This window comes from Niastella yeongjuensis, from assembly GCF_900110245.1.
Taxonomy (GTDB): Bacteria; Bacteroidota; Bacteroidia; order Chitinophagales; family Chitinophagaceae; genus Niastella; species Niastella yeongjuensis.
Map to the genome: position 1 here is coordinate 23,805 of NZ_FOCZ01000021.1, position 17,033 is coordinate 40,837.

Consider the following 17,033-nt stretch of genomic DNA (forward strand, 5'->3'; position numbering starts at 1 on the left):
GTTTATAACTCTACTTGTTTTAAGTTCTTCCGGTTGGCTTTCCGGTGGTTTTGATCGAGAATGAAAAGGATCTGTTCGCTGATGTTCTCAACAGTTGGTTCTTTGAAAATGCTTTGGATATTTATTCTTATTTCAAAATGCCTGTTGATGCGGGAGATAAGCTGCATCATTTTCAGGCTATGTCCGCCAGACTGGAAAAAATCATCTTTCACGCCGATGTTGTTTTTTCCCAGGAGCTCCGCCCAGATGGACACCAATTGCCTTTCTATCTCGTTGCGGGGTGCTATATGCGTATTTGCCGAAGTCAGTTGTGCATCCGGCTCAGGCAATGATCTTTTATCAATTTTTCCGTTGGGCGTAAGAGGCAGTTTATCGAGCCATACAAAATGCGTGGGGATCATCCAGACGGGTAAGGTATGGCCAAGCCACAAACGGATATCAGCTATTGCCAGTTCTTCTTTGACTACGCAATAAGCCACCAGTTCTTTTTCACCAGTTGCATTGTTCCTGGTAAGCACCACGGCTGTTTCAATTTCCGGGTGTTTCCCTATAGTCAACGCTATTTCTCCGGGCTCTACACGGTAGCCCCTTATTTTTACCTGTTCATCTTTTCTGCCAATAAATTCAACCTGGCCGTTGGGTAACCAGCGGCCCAGGTCACCTGTTTTATACATTCGCCGGCCTTCGTGGAAAGGATCGGGTACAAATTTTTCAGTAGTTAGTTCTGGTCTGTTGAAATAACCACGGGCTACGCCGGCACCCGCTATGCAGATCTCACCAATAATTCCAACCGGTACTAACTGGAGCTGATTATCCAAAATATAAACCGACGACTCACAAAACGGCACTCCCAGTGGAACAGGATCGGGTATCTGGTTCAGATCAATAGGGTTGATCAGCTTGCCAATGGTAGTTTCTGAAGGGCCATAATGATTATATACCCGGCAGGCGTGATTGGCTTCCTTTATTGTTGTAAGTATTTCGGTGGTCAGCGATTCGCCACCGAAAATCAGGCATTTTTCCGGCAGAAAGACCTTATCAGGTAATTGCAGTGATTTCCAATGCGAGGGAACAATCTTTATACAATCCGGCGTCTGGGCAAATATTTTCTCTGCGTCGAGTAAATCTAGCGCAGAATAGATGTGCAGCTCGCCACCCATCAACAGGGATGTATATATAACGGTATTGCCCAGGTCGGCAGCGATCGTGGAGACCAGTCCAAACCGCCGGCACGCCGCGATATTTGTTTTTTGCTGAATGCCAAAAAAATAATCAACCAGCGACCGGTGGGTGATCATTACCCCTTTGGGATGCCCGGTTGAACCTGAGGTGTAGATCACATACGCCAGATCGTCGGACTGAACCTTTGCCGGTTCATATTCACTAGTAACAGCTGGCATGATCACTGGCTTGTCAAGGGCAATCACGGCACCTGCATAAGCCGCCAGTTGTGATACATATTTCGATTCCGTAAGCAGTACAGCCGCCTTACAGTCTTGTAGAATATATTCAATGCGTACCGCAGGATATTCGGGATCGATGGGTACATAAGCACCGCCCGATTTCAATACCGACAGCAGGGCAACGATCATGTCGGCTGACCGGTCGACCATCACCCCTACCAGTTCATTAGGCTTTACGTGATAATCCGTTACCAGGCGGGCGGCCAGTTGATCGGTCTTTTCATGTAGTTGCCGATAAGTGAGTGTTGTATCACCTGACACCAGGGCCGGTCTGTCTGGTGTCTTCAGCGCCTGTTCTATAAAAAGATCAACTACGGTTTTATGCTGCGGGAAAGAAGCTTGTGTATTGTTAAATCCGGTCAGCAGTTCCTGTATTTCATTCCGGGTCAGTAGTAGTAAGGAATTTACCGGCATACCAGGCCCATTCAACACAGCCATCAGTAATTGCACGAGGTGCCTTTTCATTCGTTCAGCCGTGCCGGCAAAGTACAGATCGCTGTTATAAACAAGGTCGAATGTTATGGTATCCCCATGATCGATAAAATTAAAAGACAGATCAAACTTACTCACGTTACCTGTTCCAGCATTCCAGGGCGATATGCGCAGATTAGGCGCATGCGGTTGTTCATCCACCATTGCAAAGCCATCTTCATTTAACGTAATCATTACATCAAACAAGGGGTTCCTGCTCCTATCGGTATGCAGCTGCAATTCATCTACCAGTAAATCGAAGGGATAGGCCTGATGCGTCTGCGCCTGGACTGTCGTTTCTTTTATTTTGCTTAGTAATTGCAAAAAGCTATCTGCACCAGTACAACTGGTCCTTATAGCAACCGTATTTATGTATAAACCGATCTGTTCTTCCAGTTCAGGATGCTCCCTTCCGGCAACGGGCGTACCTATAATTATGTCTTCGTCTGATGTATACCTGTGCAGGAATATTTTTACCAGGGTTAGCAATCCCATAAACAAAGTGCTACCCTGCTGCTGCAGCATGGCTTTCAAAGCAGCGGTGGCACCGGCATCGACCATCCCCGTTGTTACGCCCCCGTTGTATGTTTTTATTGCTGGCCGCTTCTTGTCGGCGGGCAGTTGTAAAACGGGCAATTCTCCTTCAAACTGCTTCATCCAGTAGGAACGATGGGCAGTATAGTGTTCGCCTTTTATCTGTTGCTGTTGCCAGCCTGCATAATCTTTGTAATGGAAGCGTAGCGGCGCCGGCCATTCATTCCCGCCTTCACAAAGCCGCGCATAGGACTGCATCAGTTCGCGAATCAGCACGTTCATCGACCAGCCATCGCAAACGATATGGTGAATAACAAGATGAAAGATCCATTTTTCATTGGTGAGCCTGATCAGGCCTGCGCGCAGCACCGGACCTTTTTCCAGATCAAATGGCTGTTGCAGTGCTTCCTGTATTATTTTTTCAGCTTTCGCTTCCCGATGGCTGCCTGATCGTAGATCAGTGCAGGATACAGAAAAATGCAATGCTTCGGCTGTTAGAACACTTTGCCTGATCTCACCGGTTTCATCTTCTGTAAAAACAGTCCTTAAGATCTCATGCTTTTCTATCAAATGGCCAAAAGCAGTGATCAGATGCGCCACCTGCAATTCACCTTCAAACACATTGATCATCGGGATATGATAGGCTGTCCCGCCGCCAAGACGGCTCAGCACCCAGATGCGTTTCTGCGCAGAAGATAGCTCGTAATGCTGCTGATGAGGCAAAGGTTGAACCGCCGCAAGGGGTGCACCAGCAGGGCGCAACAGTGCAATAATTTCCTCTTTGTACAATTGCAACCGGCTGATCTGTTCTTTTGTCAGCATCTTTACATTGCCCTGCACCCTCAGTTCCCGCCCGGATGTTCCCAGCGAGAAATGGATCTCATGTTGTCTGCAGACCGCCAATAATTCAAACAGCTCTTTCATGTTAAAATATGATCTCGTCCTGGTTATCGGCCGTTAGCTCCCTTTTATTCTCCATCCACCGGATGGTGTCAACGTAATTCGACAGGTGTTCTACCGTAGGTTCTATAAAAAGCGCTTTCAGGTCTATTTTAACGCCCATGGTTTCATGGATCTTCGACACAACCCGGGTGGCTTTCAAACTATGTCCGCCCAGATCGAAGAAATTGTCTTTTATTCCAATGCCTTTTCTTTCCAGAATGTTTTCCCAGATACTCAGGATCAACTGGTCGGTGTCATTTCTCACAGGTACAGCCAAAATATTTTCATTGATGGTATCCTGCGGGCGCGGCAGCGCATTTTTATCCAGTTTGCCATTGCTGTTTAATGGGAAGCTTTCCAATGGAATTAAATAGGAAGGCACCATGTAAGCCGGTAACTGCTCACTGAGCCCTTTGCGCAGGTCACTTATGCTTTCAAAATCTTTGGCAGGCAGGAACCAGGCCGCCAGTTCATATTCTCCTTCCCCATTCTTCAGGCGTAATACCACGGCATCCTGAATGTCGGGTCGGCGAAAGATCGTTGCCTCTACTTCTGCCAGTTCAATGCGATGTCCCCTGATCTTCACCTGGTCATCGCGACGGCCAATGTATTCAAGATCGCCGTTCGGTAATATCCGGGCATAATCACCTGACCGGTACATGCGTGCTGCTGATTGAAAGGGATGGGGAATAAATTTTGTACTGGTGAGTTCGGGTTTATTAAGATATCCCCGGCCCACGCCTGCGCCGCCTACACACAACTCACCGGTTACGCCAATGGGCACCTGCCGCAAATCGGCATCCAGCACATAACAGCTTACCGTAGGCATGGGAACGCCAATGTTACTGGCGTTGGCAGCTATTTCGTTAGCGGTAATTTCTTTATAGGTAACATGCACGGTGGTTTCTGTAATACCATACATATTCACAATTTTGCAATGAGGCACCGCCTGGTGCCAGGGAGCCAGCATGGCGGGCATCAGCGCCTCGCCGCCAAATATCAGGTAGTTAACAGGCACGTCGGGCGAAAGCCGATCGCTGTTCGCCTGCAACAGGCTTCTGAAAGCCGTGGGTGTCTGGTTCAGCACCGTGATCCTTTCTTCTATTAAAAACTCATAAAACGAACGCCCATTCTGTGCAATGTGTTTTGGTACCATTACCAGGGTGCCGCCGTTTAACAGGGCACCATACATCTCCCACACCGAAAAATCAAAACAATAAGAATGGAACAATGACCACCTGTCATCTGGTCCGAAAAGGAACAAATTATTTTCATGAAAGAGTAACCGCGCAACCTGCCGATGCTCGATCAAAACGCCTTTGGGATTACCGGTGGTACCTGAGGTATAAATAACATAAGCGAGTTGTTCAGGTTGTACCTCGGCCACGTATCCTTCACCGGAGTAGTTGTGCCGGGTGATATCCTTAAACAACCTGTCGGAGTACTGGCTTCTTATTTCCTCTTTCAATGGCTCGTCATATAAGACAAGCGGACTTGCAGAGTCATCAAGCATATAGGCAATTCTCGCAGCGGGATAATCGGGATCTGCCGGCACATAAGCCGCACCTGCTTTCAGCACGGCCAGTATGGCAATCAGCATCCATTCGCTGCGTGTTACATGAAGCACCACCAGGGTTTCAGGTAATACACCACACTCCTGCACCAGTATTTTTGCCAGCTGGCCGCTCTTTGTATCCAGTTCCTGGTAAGTGAGGTGGCGACCATTCACTACCAACGCCGTCCGATGGGCAAATGCCCTCACTGCCAGTTGAAAAAGACTGGTGATCGTAGCCTCCCGATCATACGCCACCTGGCTTTGATCGGCTTTAGAAATCAGTACCGCATATTCCGCCTCATCGGGCAACACAATATCTTTGATCTTAGTGTTCGGTTCTGCAGTCACCTGCTGCAACAGCTTGTCCAGGTGACGGATCATTCGTATAATGGTTTCCTCCCTAAACAGACCGGTATTGTACTCAAGACTCAGCAGCAATCCATCGGCCTGTTCTGAAAAAGAAAAAACAAGATCGTATTTCGCACCCCCCGTATCAATTGACAGTCGTTCAAACTGCAGTGCTTCTGTTACGTTGTTCACCGGTCCTATGCCCCATTCAGCAGTATCCTGCAGCACTACTACCACATCAAACAGGGGTGACCGTGACAAATCCCGCTTTACGGGTATTTCTTCCAGCAACATTTCCAGCGAAAATGCCTGGTGTTCGAAAGCCGACAGGATAAATGCTTTTTCTTTCTCCAACGTCGACACAAAAGATGCATCGGGATCAACGGATACGCGTATCGGCAATGTATTTATATAACAACCGATCTGATCGTGTAACTGCAAATAATCTCTGCCCGAAACCGGGGTCCCGATAACAAGATCCTGTTCGTTGGTATATTTCTTTAATAATACCCGAATAGCAGACATCAGCGTCATAAAGAGACTGGCATTTGCCTGTACAGCCAGTTGACGGATGTTCGCCACTGCAGCGGGTGTAAATTTCCATTCACACGCGGCGCCTGTATACGTCTTTACCGCTGGCCGGTTAAAACCCAGGGGCAGTTCCAGTGCCGGCGCTTCTATTTTAAATACTTCTGTCCAGAACCGGCGATGTGCATCAAACCGCCCTTCTGCCAGCTGCTTTTTTTGCCATACGGCATAATCTTTACTCTGAATCTCCGGACACGGCAGCTGTGCAGATGGAGCAGCGAGCAGCAATCGATAGGCTTCTGTTACGTTCTTATATAAAACTCCCAACGACCAGCCATCGCTGATAAGATGGTGCATATTGAATGAAAGCAACTGTCCTGCTGCAGTTTGTATCAGACTGCAGTGTAACAAAGGTCCCTTGCCAGGGTCGAATGGTTTTTGCCATTGTTGTTTCAGCCATTCCAGCGCCTCCGCTAACGGCATGGGCTGGTCGGGAACGATGGTTTCCAGTTCAAAGCCGGCCGCTTCAACAGACAATATTCTTTGTACAGGAACACCTTCTTTTTCTGTAAATATTGTCCTTAAGATCTCATGCCGTTCAATTACCTGCCTGAAGGCCGCCTGCAAAGTGGGGATATCAAGTGTTCCCTTTACTTCAAAAACAGCCGGCATATTATAGGCAATGGAAGCCTCGTCAAATTTGGTAAGTACCCACAACCGTTCCTGTGCAATAGATAATGGATATACATCCTGCACCGGCGCCTTACCAATTGTCACCACTCCCGCAGCCGGTTTACCGGCAAGCAAGGTAGCTTGTGCTTCTATGGTAGCGCAGGTAAAGATCTCGTTGAGCGTAATTTCTTTTTCAAATTCTTTTGCTATCAGCGATCGCAACCGGGTTGCTTTCAAACTGTGCCCGCCTATGTGAAAGAAATTATCGGTAATACCGGGTTCTGCCATAGGCAGCACTTTTTTCCATAATAACTGCAACCGCTGTTGTTCGGCTGTTCGCGGCAGCACTTTCTCTGCAACCTGTTGGCCTGTGCCGTCAGCAAGGGGTAACTGTTTTTTATCTACTTTGCCATTATTGTTCAGGGGTATTGCATCGAGCATTACCCAATAGGCCGGCACCATGTAGGCCGGCAGTTTGCCCGATATATATTCTTTCAAAAGAGCGGGGGTAACCGGTTTGTCTCCTTTGACATAAGCTACCAGTTGTAGCTCGTCGCCGATCTGCTGCACCATTACCACTGCCTGCTGAACCAGGGAATGCTGTTCAAGACACACCTGGATCTCACCGGGTTCTATCCGATAGCCTCTTATTTTAACCTGATCATCTATTCGCCCACCGAATGCAACCTGTCCATTCTCCATCCAATAACCGCGGTCACCTGTTTTGTACATCGCGGTACCCGGCAGAAAAGGATTGTGCACGAACCGCGAAGCGGTTAGACCGGGCTGTTTAAAATATCCTTTGGCGATCGCTTGTCCGCCGAGGTAAATCTCCCCCGGAACACCTACAGGCTGCAGGTTACCGTTCCCATCCAGTATATACAGTTGCGTATAATTAACAGGGACGCCAATAGGTATGTTTGTATTTCCATCCGGCACAAACCGGTACACAGTACTATAGGTGGTAGCTTCCGACGGACCATATAAATTCCTAACCTCCATCCCCGAATAATCCAGTTCGTTTTTAAAACTTTCAGGCACCGGTTCACCCGCCATATTCAGCGCCGTTACCGCACGCCAGTCTATTTCCTGCTCCAGTAAATGGCGCACTGCAGAAGGAACTGTATTGATCATTACTTTTTTATCCGTATGAAGCCAGACAGGAATGTCTGTTGCCGCTTGCAGTAACCGGATGGTTTTGCCCTGCATTAACGGGAAAAATATTTCGAAAATTGATAGATCAAAACAAATGGAAGTAGTGGCATATAACTTATCGAAGGGGGTACCAGCAAATTCTGCCGCCGCCCATTTCAAAAAGGCAATGGTGTTACGGTGACAGATCTCCACCCCTTTCGGTTGTCCGGTTGAGCCCGATGTATAGATCAGATAAGCCGGTTGTTCCCGCCAATCTTGCACTGCGTTCCGGGATACTGCACCTACCTGTTCTGTTGCTACATCTTCTAATAGAACAACGCGGCCTTTGTAGCCGGCAGGGATCAACTTCTCCCCATCCCTGTCAACAAGAATGCATGCCAACTGTGCATCGGATATTATAAAAGCGATCCGGTCTGCAGGATAATTAATGTCAATGGGAACATAGGCAGCACCAGCTTTCAATACCCCCAGGATACTGACGACTGTAGCTGCCGTGCGTCCCATTAAGATGCCTATAAAAGAATGATCACCCGTTTGTCTGTATTCCTGTAATCGCACTGCCAACGCTTCTGATGCACCATCCAGTTCACCATACGAATAGGTTGTTTCGTTTACGAGCAGGGCCGTTTCCTGTTGCCTGCTTCTAAATGACGACTCCAATAAACTGATAATGCTTTGTTCTTCAATGGAGCCTACAGGCGCATTAAACTCCCGTAAGATGGTGTGCTTTTCTGCAGCAGGTACCATATCAATTGAACCCAGCGTTCTTTCAGGGGACTGCATCACCTCATTGATAATATGCATCCAGCACCTGAAAATCCGGTCAACCCGTTGTTTTCTGAAAAGCGCAGTATCGTATTCGATCTCGATGTAGAAATTATTATCCGGGTCATAATCGAGATTAAAAGTAAGATCGAATTTTACAGAGATCCTTTCATCTTCCTGTCTTCCATCGGGATACAGCAAGCGTTCCAGCAAACCCAATTCAAAACCATATTGTCCCCGTTTGTTCACACTGCCTTCCCCGGTAGCCTGATGCTGTACCACCATCATCACATCAAACAATGGGTTTCGATGCAGTTCGCGCTGCACCTGCAGGTCTTCAATTACTTTATCAAAAGGGTAATCCTGAAATTCAAACGCTTTGAAAGAATGTTCAGCAACCTGTTTTAGAAAATCCAGAAACGGCATTTGCGGATCAACAACAGCCAGCAAAGGCAGCGTATTTACATATAACCCAACCTGACTTTCCAGGTCCAGGTGATTTCTGCCCGAGACCGGCGTTCCAATGGTAATATGCCGCTGCCCCGATAACCTGCTTAACAGCAGCGTTAAGGTAGCCCTGAAAAAATTAAAAGTAGTTACCTGGTTGTTTTTACAGAATGCCACTATCTGCGAATAGCACAATTCACCGGGATAATAACGGGTTACTGCCCCTTCGAATGATCGCATCGCCGGTCGGGGAAAATCTGCCGGTAAACTCAGCGGTTCAGGCAGCACCGCAAACTGACTTTTCCAGAAAGCTTTTGCCTGTTCGCCTTTGTCGCTTTCTATTCGGGCGGTATGCCACTGACAATAATCTTTATACTGAATCGTCAACGGCGCTGTATGCAACCGTTCCTGTTTACAAAACAATTCATACGCATACATCAATTCATGCACCAGTACACCGATCGACCAGCCATCGCTCACAATATGATGCACCCCGAAGAGAAGGGCATATTCTTCTGCCGCCAACCGATACAGCTGTACCCGTATCAGCGGTCCAATTTCCAGGTCGAAAGGCTGGTTGGTGCATTGCACCACTTCCTGTTTCAGGTAGCCTGTTATATCGCTCATGTCGCTGAGATCAGTATAACCAAGCGTAAAGGACATATTTTCCAGCACCACCTGCCTGAGCTCCCCATCTACTTCCCTGAAAACAGTTCGTAAACTTTCATGTCGTTCTATGCAAGTTTGAAACGCTTTTTCAAGGTGCTCTTTTATTACACTGCCTTTCAGGTAAAAACTTCTGATGATATGATAGGCCGTGCGGCCCCCGTTCAACTGGCTCAACACCCAGATCCGTTTCTGAGCATTGGAGGCTGCGTAGCTTTCCTGCGCTGGTACTTTTGGAATAGGTATATAGGCCCATTGATCCATGGCATTTCGCAGGAACCGGATCACTTCTTCCCGGCTGTTTCTTACCTGTTCAATAAGATCAGCCGGCAGCTGCGTTGTTTCGCCCACCAGTTTCAGTTGATCGCCCACGAGCCTGGGCACCACTTTATATTTTTTTAAGGCAGCAATAATGTCGAGGGTGTTCATATAGTAATTTCTTCACCGGAACTTTGCTCATTTTTGAGCCACAACAATTGTTCAATGGTATTTACAAGACCTGCGATCCTGTTGTCGCCAAATACATTGGCCACATCAATATGAATACTCAGGTCTCTGTTGATCATATTGATCAGTTCAGTTGCTTTCAGGGAATCAATGCCTATTTGGGTGAGTTCCGTTGTATCCTGTAATTCATCGGTTGGCAGGTTGCCGAGCGTGCTGCCGATGATGCCGATGAGGTATTTCTTTATTGAAGCAGCATTCGGCTGCTGCAGCATGCCGGCTGATGAAAATGGCTTCTTAGCAGGCATGTTGTTTTTCCCTTCCATGGCCAACAGGGAAGCGATCGGGTTGAAATCACCAGCCTGATAAAACTCCCGGCATTTAACCCTTTGCAATTTCCCGCTCGTGGTTCTGGGAATTCCAAGCGGCGCCAGCAATAGTATATCGTGCACAGCAGTGCCAAATGTGCCGGATACGGCCCGGGCAATAGTGGCAATAAGCGCTGCAGTATTCAGTTGTTGCACAAAAGCTCTTTTTATTTCAGCCACAATCACCAGCTCACCACCCGGTTTATCTACGCAAAAGGCCGCCACCCCGTTTGTTTCAACAGCGGCATCGCAGCCCGCCACCAGTTGCTCGATGTCGTAGGGATAAATATTCCGGCCGCGAATGATCAACATATCGGTTAATCTTCCCCGAACAAAGAGCTGGCCATTATAAAAAAAGCCGAGGTCACCTGTACGCAGGAACTGCCGCTGATCCAATCTATAAAAAGTACTGCTATTGTCTTTATTCCAATATCCACGCGTGACACTGTCTCCCGAAATGCAGATCTCTCCTTCTTCCAGTTCCCCACATGTTTTTCCATCGCCGGGAGCAATGATGCGTACTTCCATTCCCTCAGGAACACTACCCGAGGTAACAATTATTTGCGCCTGGGCATCCGATTTGTTTGTGAGCCGGATGCTGTTACCGGCTACCTGCTCCTTTTCAATCGCAATCGTTGCAGCACTTCCGCTTTCTTTAATGCCGGCCACCAGCAACGTAGCTTCGGCCAACCCATAACAGGGGTAAAAGACTTCCGGTTTAAAACCTGCCGGTTCAAAGTAAGCGGCAAAGCGTTGCAAAGTAGTGTAACGAACAGGCTCCGACCCGTTATAGGCTACCCGCCAACTCGAAAGATCGAGCTCCTGCAATTCAGCAGGTGGTATTTTTTCAACACACAGATCGTAGGCGAAATTGGGGGCCCCGCTATGGGTGACCCTGTAATGTGAAATGGCTTTCAGCCATTTTAGCGGTGTTTGTATAAAATGGTAGGGCGACATCAGTACACACCTGCATCCTACGTATACTGTATGCAGGATATTACCTATCAGCCCCATGTCATGATGAAAGGGCAACCAGGAAAAGATAACCGCATCCCGGTCACACCCGAACGTATTTTTAATCAGCTGCTGGTTATGCAACAGGTTCTGCGCCGTTACCACTACTCCTTTGGGACTTCCAGTTGACCCCGAAGTATATTGAATGAAGGATATTTCATTGGGTTGGGCGGCAACAGTATCGCCATCGCTGTTAATTGCATCAGAAATGCTTGTAGGGATGATCCTTATTGCAGGAGCGTTTGCCGTCAGTTCACGTTCCAAATGCGGCACGGAATCAAGGGTACAAAAAACAGCCGCGGCCTGCGCATCTTCCATAATACCTAATAACCGCGCCACCCGCTTAGTGCCTTTCAAATAAGGTACCGGCACCGCAATGATACCTGCATACTGACAAGCCAGGAACGCAATGATGAATTCGGGTATGTCCTGGTAGATCAGTAACACATTGGTACCTGCCAGTGATTCCCTTTTCCATTGTGCAGCCAGTGTTTTCACTGCTGCCGCCAGCTCCCTGTATTTGATTGTACGTTCGGAGCCATCCTCCTGCAAAATGGTAAAGGCTGATTTGGCAGGAAAGTCATCCGCATGATGAAACAGGTAATCCACTATGCTATTCTGCGCTATATGCATATGCATCATTAAAAACCTTAGGCAAGCTTTAATCCCTGATTTGTATTCACTGAAAAATCGTATCCCAGGTTAAATCTTTCGAGGTGCTTATTGTACAGTTCAATAAATCTGGTGCGTTGTGCTTCGCTAAACTCAAACTGCCCGGTATTGGATTTCCCTTTTCTGATAAAATGCTGATCGGTTTTCCGCCCGAATTTCAGCTCGTGTTCTTTCATAAACCCGAAACTACAGCGTTCCATTACGCGTTGTATAGTTGCTTCGGTGGGGGTTATCTTCATAAAGGCAGCCAGTTTTTCGATGGTCGCTCGCATATTATCTGTCACATCCTCGTATTTCAAATAGCACACGTTCAACCGGTTTTTATTTTCCAGCCAGTCCTCCACATATTTGAACCAGGAAAGACGGTCCATAAAATTATTAGTCAGAAACTTGTCCCAGTTAAGATCGGGATTGTCATAATTCTTATGATAGTGAAAAATAGAAGAAGCCACATCCATCCCATTGCGTACCACATAAACAATCCTTGCATTCGACTTCCGGCGAAAATATTTATAGTCACCATGCGTTTTAAAAATTCTTGGCGAAGGCAGCTGCTGTAATTGCTGTGGTGCATTGATAGCGTCTTCTAATAAAGGAGAGATATCAGAAAGGTGGTTAAAATTCATATTACCATCTGTGAGCAACTGGTACAACATCATTTGTACAAGGGTGGTGCCCGACCTCATATAGGTGACCACGCATATATCATCTTCCCGGGCTTCGAACTCCTGGATAAAGATCTTCTTTTTCATTTGCCGCTCCAGCACAAACAATTTTTTCCAGCCGGCTGAAACCAGTTTCAACACCATACGATTATATCGTGCCTGGAATGAAAGATGCGTACCGTTATTCATACGATTGATGTTTTTGAAATACTAAGTCGCCTTGTATGCCGTGCAAATAAAGGGACCGTTTATCAGGGATGTTTTATTATATAAAAATTCGCCGCCCGATGGCATGGAAAGTGCTCCGCCGCTGTATTGCACAATTGCATGTCCGGCTGCGGTATCCCATTCCATGGTGGGCCCCTCGCGGTAATAGAGATGTGCGGAACCTTCTGCAATCAGACAGAACTTCAGCGAGCTGCCTGCAAAAAGTTGTCTCGATACGGGGTAATGGTTTAACATTTCCCTTTCCGACGCACCCGCATGGGACCTGCTGCCGACAGCTGTCCAATCTGTTGTTCGCTTGTCGGTATATATGCGAACCGGGTCTTTGTCCCGTATTCTCTTCCAGCTACCGTCGTTGTACGAACCATAGTACAGCGTTTGTAAAACCGGTAAACAGATAATGCCCAACACAGGTGTTTGCCGGTGAATGAGTGCTATGTTGACTGTAAATTCATCGTTGCGCTGCAAAAACTCTTTGGTTCCATCCAATGGATCTACACACCAAAAGTATTCCCATTGCTTACGTTCTTCGTAGGGTATGGCAGCGCCTTCTTCAGACAACACGGGAATACCAGGCGTAATAGCCTGCAATCCCTTCACAATGATCTCATGGGAAGCCCGGTCGGCCAGTGTTACCGGTGAAGCATCCTGCTTAAGCGTGTACTGTTTCATCAGGGCCTCGTCTTTATATATCTCCAGAATACCGTTAGCGGCCTGTAAAGCCAGCCTCAGCAGTAAGTCTATGGGAAGTTCAGGGAACAATTGATAAAGTATTATACATTATGCCAGTCGATCTGTTGTAGTCCAACCAAACCTGTATTGACCAGGTTGTTAAACCAAACAATGATCTTCCGTACAGATTCGTCGGGGGTCAACAGATCGGTTCTGATCTCCAGGTCGGGATTAACAGGCGGCATGTAATCGTCGTGTATCCCCGTAAAGGAAGCGATCTGATTTCGGCGCGCCTTGCCGTATAACCCTTTTACATCTCTTTCCTCGCACACCTGCAACGGGGCATTGATGAAGATCTCGGAAAATAATTCCTGTCCGATAATCTCTTTTGCCTTCTCTCTCAATTCGGCATAAGGACTAATGGTAGAAACAATACAGACAATTCCATTATGTACCAATAGTTTTGCTATCTCCGCTATTCTCCGAATATTTTCACTTCTGTCGGCAGCCGAAAAACCAAGATCGGTATTTAAACCCTTTCGCAACAGATCGCCATCAAGGACTACAGCCATGCATTTCACCTTCATCAAATGCGCATGCAACGCCTCTGCAATAGTAGTTTTCCCCGCACCTGATAAGCCGGTAAACCAAAGTACTTTGCCTTTTGGTGTCATAATTATATAGTCATTAAAGATTCTTCGGGTAATTTGAGTAAAATGCTTCTTTGTAAAAGCTCCACCCGTACCAACAGCCTGCAATTACCGCTTGTTTCAACCACTTCGCAGGATAACCCGGTTAAAGGCCCCTGGCTGATCACCAGCTGACGCCCTGGTTGAAAACGGTTATCGGAGATCTCGATATCATCTGCCTGGCCCGAGATCAGCTTTATATTATTTACAACGGTTTCCCCCACCCGGGCAATTTCTTTTCCTGTTCTAACATAATATAAAGCACCTTCGGCATCTGCCCCCCGATAATAACTTTGCATGTTATCGAGATAGATAAAAATATAAGAAGGGAAAAGTGGTTCGTCTACAATCTTTTTCCGGTCATGCCATACCCGCAGTGTTTTCCTGGTGGGTAAAAATGAATGGATGTGGTTTTCAGCTAAGCGGGCATTTACTTTTTTCTCATGCCGGGGTTTTGTATAGATCACGTACCATCCCGCGCGAAAGGTAGTCATGTGACAAGGTTTTTTAATTTTTATACACGATATAATCACCCATGACAAGACAATCGAGGTCGCATTCAAAGAAGAAACGCAAAGCATGTTCAGGCGTTTCAACTATAGGCATGTTTTTTCGATTAAAGGAAGTGTTCAGCAATACGCCCACACCGGTTTCTTTTTTAAATGCGGTAAGCAGCTCGTAGTATCGTTTGTTCCATTGTGGTGTTACAGTTTGTATGCGGCACGAATTATCCTTATGCACTACACCCGGTATCCTGTCTTTCCAGTCGGGCTGTACCTGTGCCACCATGATCATATAAGGGCTTTCCCCTTCATACCGGAAATAAGTAGACACATCCTGCAATAATACAGAAGGCGCAAAAGGCCTGAAGTCTTCCCGGAATTTCACTTTCGAATTAATAAACTGCTGGATGTCTTTTCTTCCCGGATCAGCCAGAATGCTGCGATGACCAAGGGCCCTGGGGCCAAATTCGCTTCCCTCCTGGAACCAGCCGATCACTTTGCCTTCAGCTAAAAGCCGGGCGGTTGTGCCTACCACATCCGGCTCATAGGTATATATTGGTTTACGGACATTGCCATTGTGCAGGCGAATCGCTTCCTCCATCGTTTCCCTCATCTTCGCACTGTCAAAAATGTAACGCAATCCGGCAATATCTCCTTCTGCCTGCAGCCTGCCACTCCCGATCAAATCGTGTGTAAGGTTAAAATTCAACATCCACTGCATAAAATCACGGCCATCAATTATAACGGTGCCATTAACACCGGCAATCATTTTGTTCGACAGCTGTATTGGCTCACCCTTCTTTTGTTCCACCAAATACACGCCACATCCTTTTATGATAAACTGTAAAGCAAATGCCAGTTCAGCAGCATCCTCCCGGGAATATTGAGCAAGGTTTGAAAAGAAAGTATCAACAACCTCAGGGATATTTACATTAGTATGATCCTGGTAATTTTCAATTGCCTGCACGATGTCTGCATCCGGATAGATCCTGCCAAAACAGGAGTTGCCATCAAATTTTATCCGTTCCTTCTTCAATACTTCCATCCACCCGAAAAAAGCACAGCCAATACTAAGACCATTATCACCGGCTGCCGGGGTCATATACAATTGTTCAAACGGACTATTTTGCAGGATGCGCGCATTGGCTACTGCATTCAGCGCTACCCCACCTGTATAAGCGAGGTTTCTGCTTGAAGTTAACCGCGCCCGTTCATTTACCAGATACAGGATAGCCCGCTCGGTTTCTTTTTGAACCCAATAGGCGATGTCAGCATAATACTGGAAATCTGACTTAAACTGATTATAATTCCTGAATGGCTGTTTGAAAGATTTCTGCCAGTGGTAGTTCACAAAAAAGCGGCCATCCCGGCAATCAAATATTTCCTGATCATACACACCCTGCCGGCCATAGGGCGCCAGCCCCATTAATTTGCCCGTGGCGTTCTGATCGCCGAGACAATACATGCTGGCTGCCTCGTACAAACTGCCAATGGAGTGTTTCAAAACATCGGGAAGAAATACATAATTAAAGAACCGGCTTCTGGGCGAAAAATCCTTAAAAAGCGGCTGCAGTTTATTATTACGATACTCGTAAAAACTATCTTTTTCCCATAATAGATGCTGCCATTCACCCGGGATCTGATCCGGTACACAGGCACCGTCAAGATCCATGCATTCACTCATTGAATTACCGCATCCATCTATAACCAGTATGGCCATTTCATCGAACGGGGCTGTACCAATGGCACTGTAGGCATGGGCCAGGTGATGGGAAATAGTAACTACGGGAATCGTTTGCCGGTATAACTCAATCAGCCTTTTACCAACTTTTGTTTCATAAGGCGTATATCCGCCATGAAAAATATAATTCATTCCGGCCTCCACAATCAGATCAACATCCTCCATTTTTATTCCTTCCGCATCCAGGCAATATTGAATGGCATCATTGTCATTCCAGCCATCATGTTTCCGGCGGGTAATGCGTTCTTTCTCTATAGCCACTGCAATAACTCCATCTTTAAGTAAACAGGCCGACCCATCGTGCGATGTGCCTGTTCCAAGCACATAAACTGGCTTTTTCATAGTTTTCCCTGATCACGAACATAGCTACCGCTACAGCAGGTAACAAATGTCCTGGTTGAAACGATTAAACAATAATTATATCGGAATTGAAAATAGATTGCTACTGTTCCAGGTATTGAAACACAGCTACCGCTACAGCAGTTAACAACACC

8 protein-coding genes are annotated in these 17,033 nt (G+C 46.8%); all 8 read right to left on the reverse strand.

The features are described 5' to 3' along the window. Positions 1-2: 2 nt before the first annotated feature. From BMX95_RS31875 to BMX95_RS31910, 8 genes are read right to left on the reverse strand one after another with little or no spacing between them, the layout of a single operon-like run. On the reverse strand, positions 3-3,392 hold the full coding sequence (locus BMX95_RS31875) for a non-ribosomal peptide synthetase (protein WP_081202145.1): 3,390 nt from the start codon (positions 3,390-3,392) through the stop codon (positions 3-5). Between the two features lies 1 nt (position 3,393). Then, positions 3,394-9,975, reverse strand: a complete 6,582-nt coding sequence (locus BMX95_RS31880; protein WP_081202147.1) for a non-ribosomal peptide synthetase — start codon at positions 9,973-9,975, stop codon at positions 3,394-3,396. Further along, entirely contained in the window at positions 9,972-12,005 is a 2,034-nt protein-coding gene (locus BMX95_RS31885; RefSeq protein ID WP_165758997.1) for an AMP-binding protein, read from the reverse strand. Before BMX95_RS31885 ends, BMX95_RS31880 begins: the two co-directional genes overlap by 4 nt. A gap of 17 nt (positions 12,006-12,022) precedes the next feature. Then, positions 12,023-12,898: a sulfotransferase domain-containing protein gene (locus BMX95_RS31890; RefSeq protein WP_081202151.1), complete on the reverse strand. Its 876-nt coding sequence runs from the start codon at positions 12,896-12,898 to the stop codon at positions 12,023-12,025. 21 nt (positions 12,899-12,919) lie between these two features. Then, a complete protein-coding gene (cysQ, locus tag BMX95_RS31895; protein WP_165758998.1) occupies positions 12,920-13,696 on the reverse strand; it encodes a 3'(2'),5'-bisphosphate nucleotidase CysQ in 777 nt (258 codons plus the stop codon). 11 nt (positions 13,697-13,707) lie between these two features. Then, positions 13,708-14,280, reverse strand: coding sequence for an adenylyl-sulfate kinase (gene cysC / locus BMX95_RS31900; RefSeq protein WP_081202153.1), 573 nt, complete (start codon positions 14,278-14,280; stop codon positions 13,708-13,710). 2 nt (positions 14,281-14,282) lie between these two features. Next, entirely contained in the window at positions 14,283-14,789 is a 507-nt protein-coding gene (locus BMX95_RS31905; protein WP_081202156.1) for a UpxY family transcription antiterminator, read from the reverse strand. Between the two features lie 13 nt (positions 14,790-14,802). Further along, positions 14,803-16,881, reverse strand: coding sequence for a carbamoyltransferase family protein (locus BMX95_RS31910; protein WP_081202158.1), 2,079 nt, complete (start codon positions 16,879-16,881; stop codon positions 14,803-14,805). Positions 16,882-17,033: the final 152 nt, after the last annotated feature.

Excerpts from the sequence above, each read along its gene's own strand:
- BMX95_RS31890 (WP_081202151.1), bottom strand. The coding sequence starts at position 12,898 with ATGAATAACGGTACGCATCTTTCATTCCAGGCACGATATAATCGTATG.
- BMX95_RS31910 (WP_081202158.1), bottom strand. The coding sequence starts at position 16,881 with ATGAAAAAGCCAGTTTATGTGCTTGGAACAGGCACATCGCACGATGGG.
- cysC (WP_081202153.1), bottom strand. The coding sequence starts at position 14,280 with ATGACACCAAAAGGCAAAGTACTTTGGTTTACCGGCTTATCAGGTGCG.
- BMX95_RS31905 (WP_081202156.1), bottom strand. The coding sequence starts at position 14,789 with ATGACTACCTTTCGCGCGGGATGGTACGTGATCTATACAAAACCCCGG.
- BMX95_RS31875 (WP_081202145.1), bottom strand. The coding sequence starts at position 3,392 with ATGAAAGAGCTGTTTGAATTATTGGCGGTCTGCAGACAACATGAGATC.
- BMX95_RS31880 (WP_081202147.1), bottom strand. The coding sequence starts at position 9,975 with ATGAACACCCTCGACATTATTGCTGCCTTAAAAAAATATAAAGTGGTG.
- BMX95_RS31885 (WP_165758997.1), bottom strand. The coding sequence starts at position 12,005 with ATGCATATAGCGCAGAATAGCATAGTGGATTACCTGTTTCATCATGCG.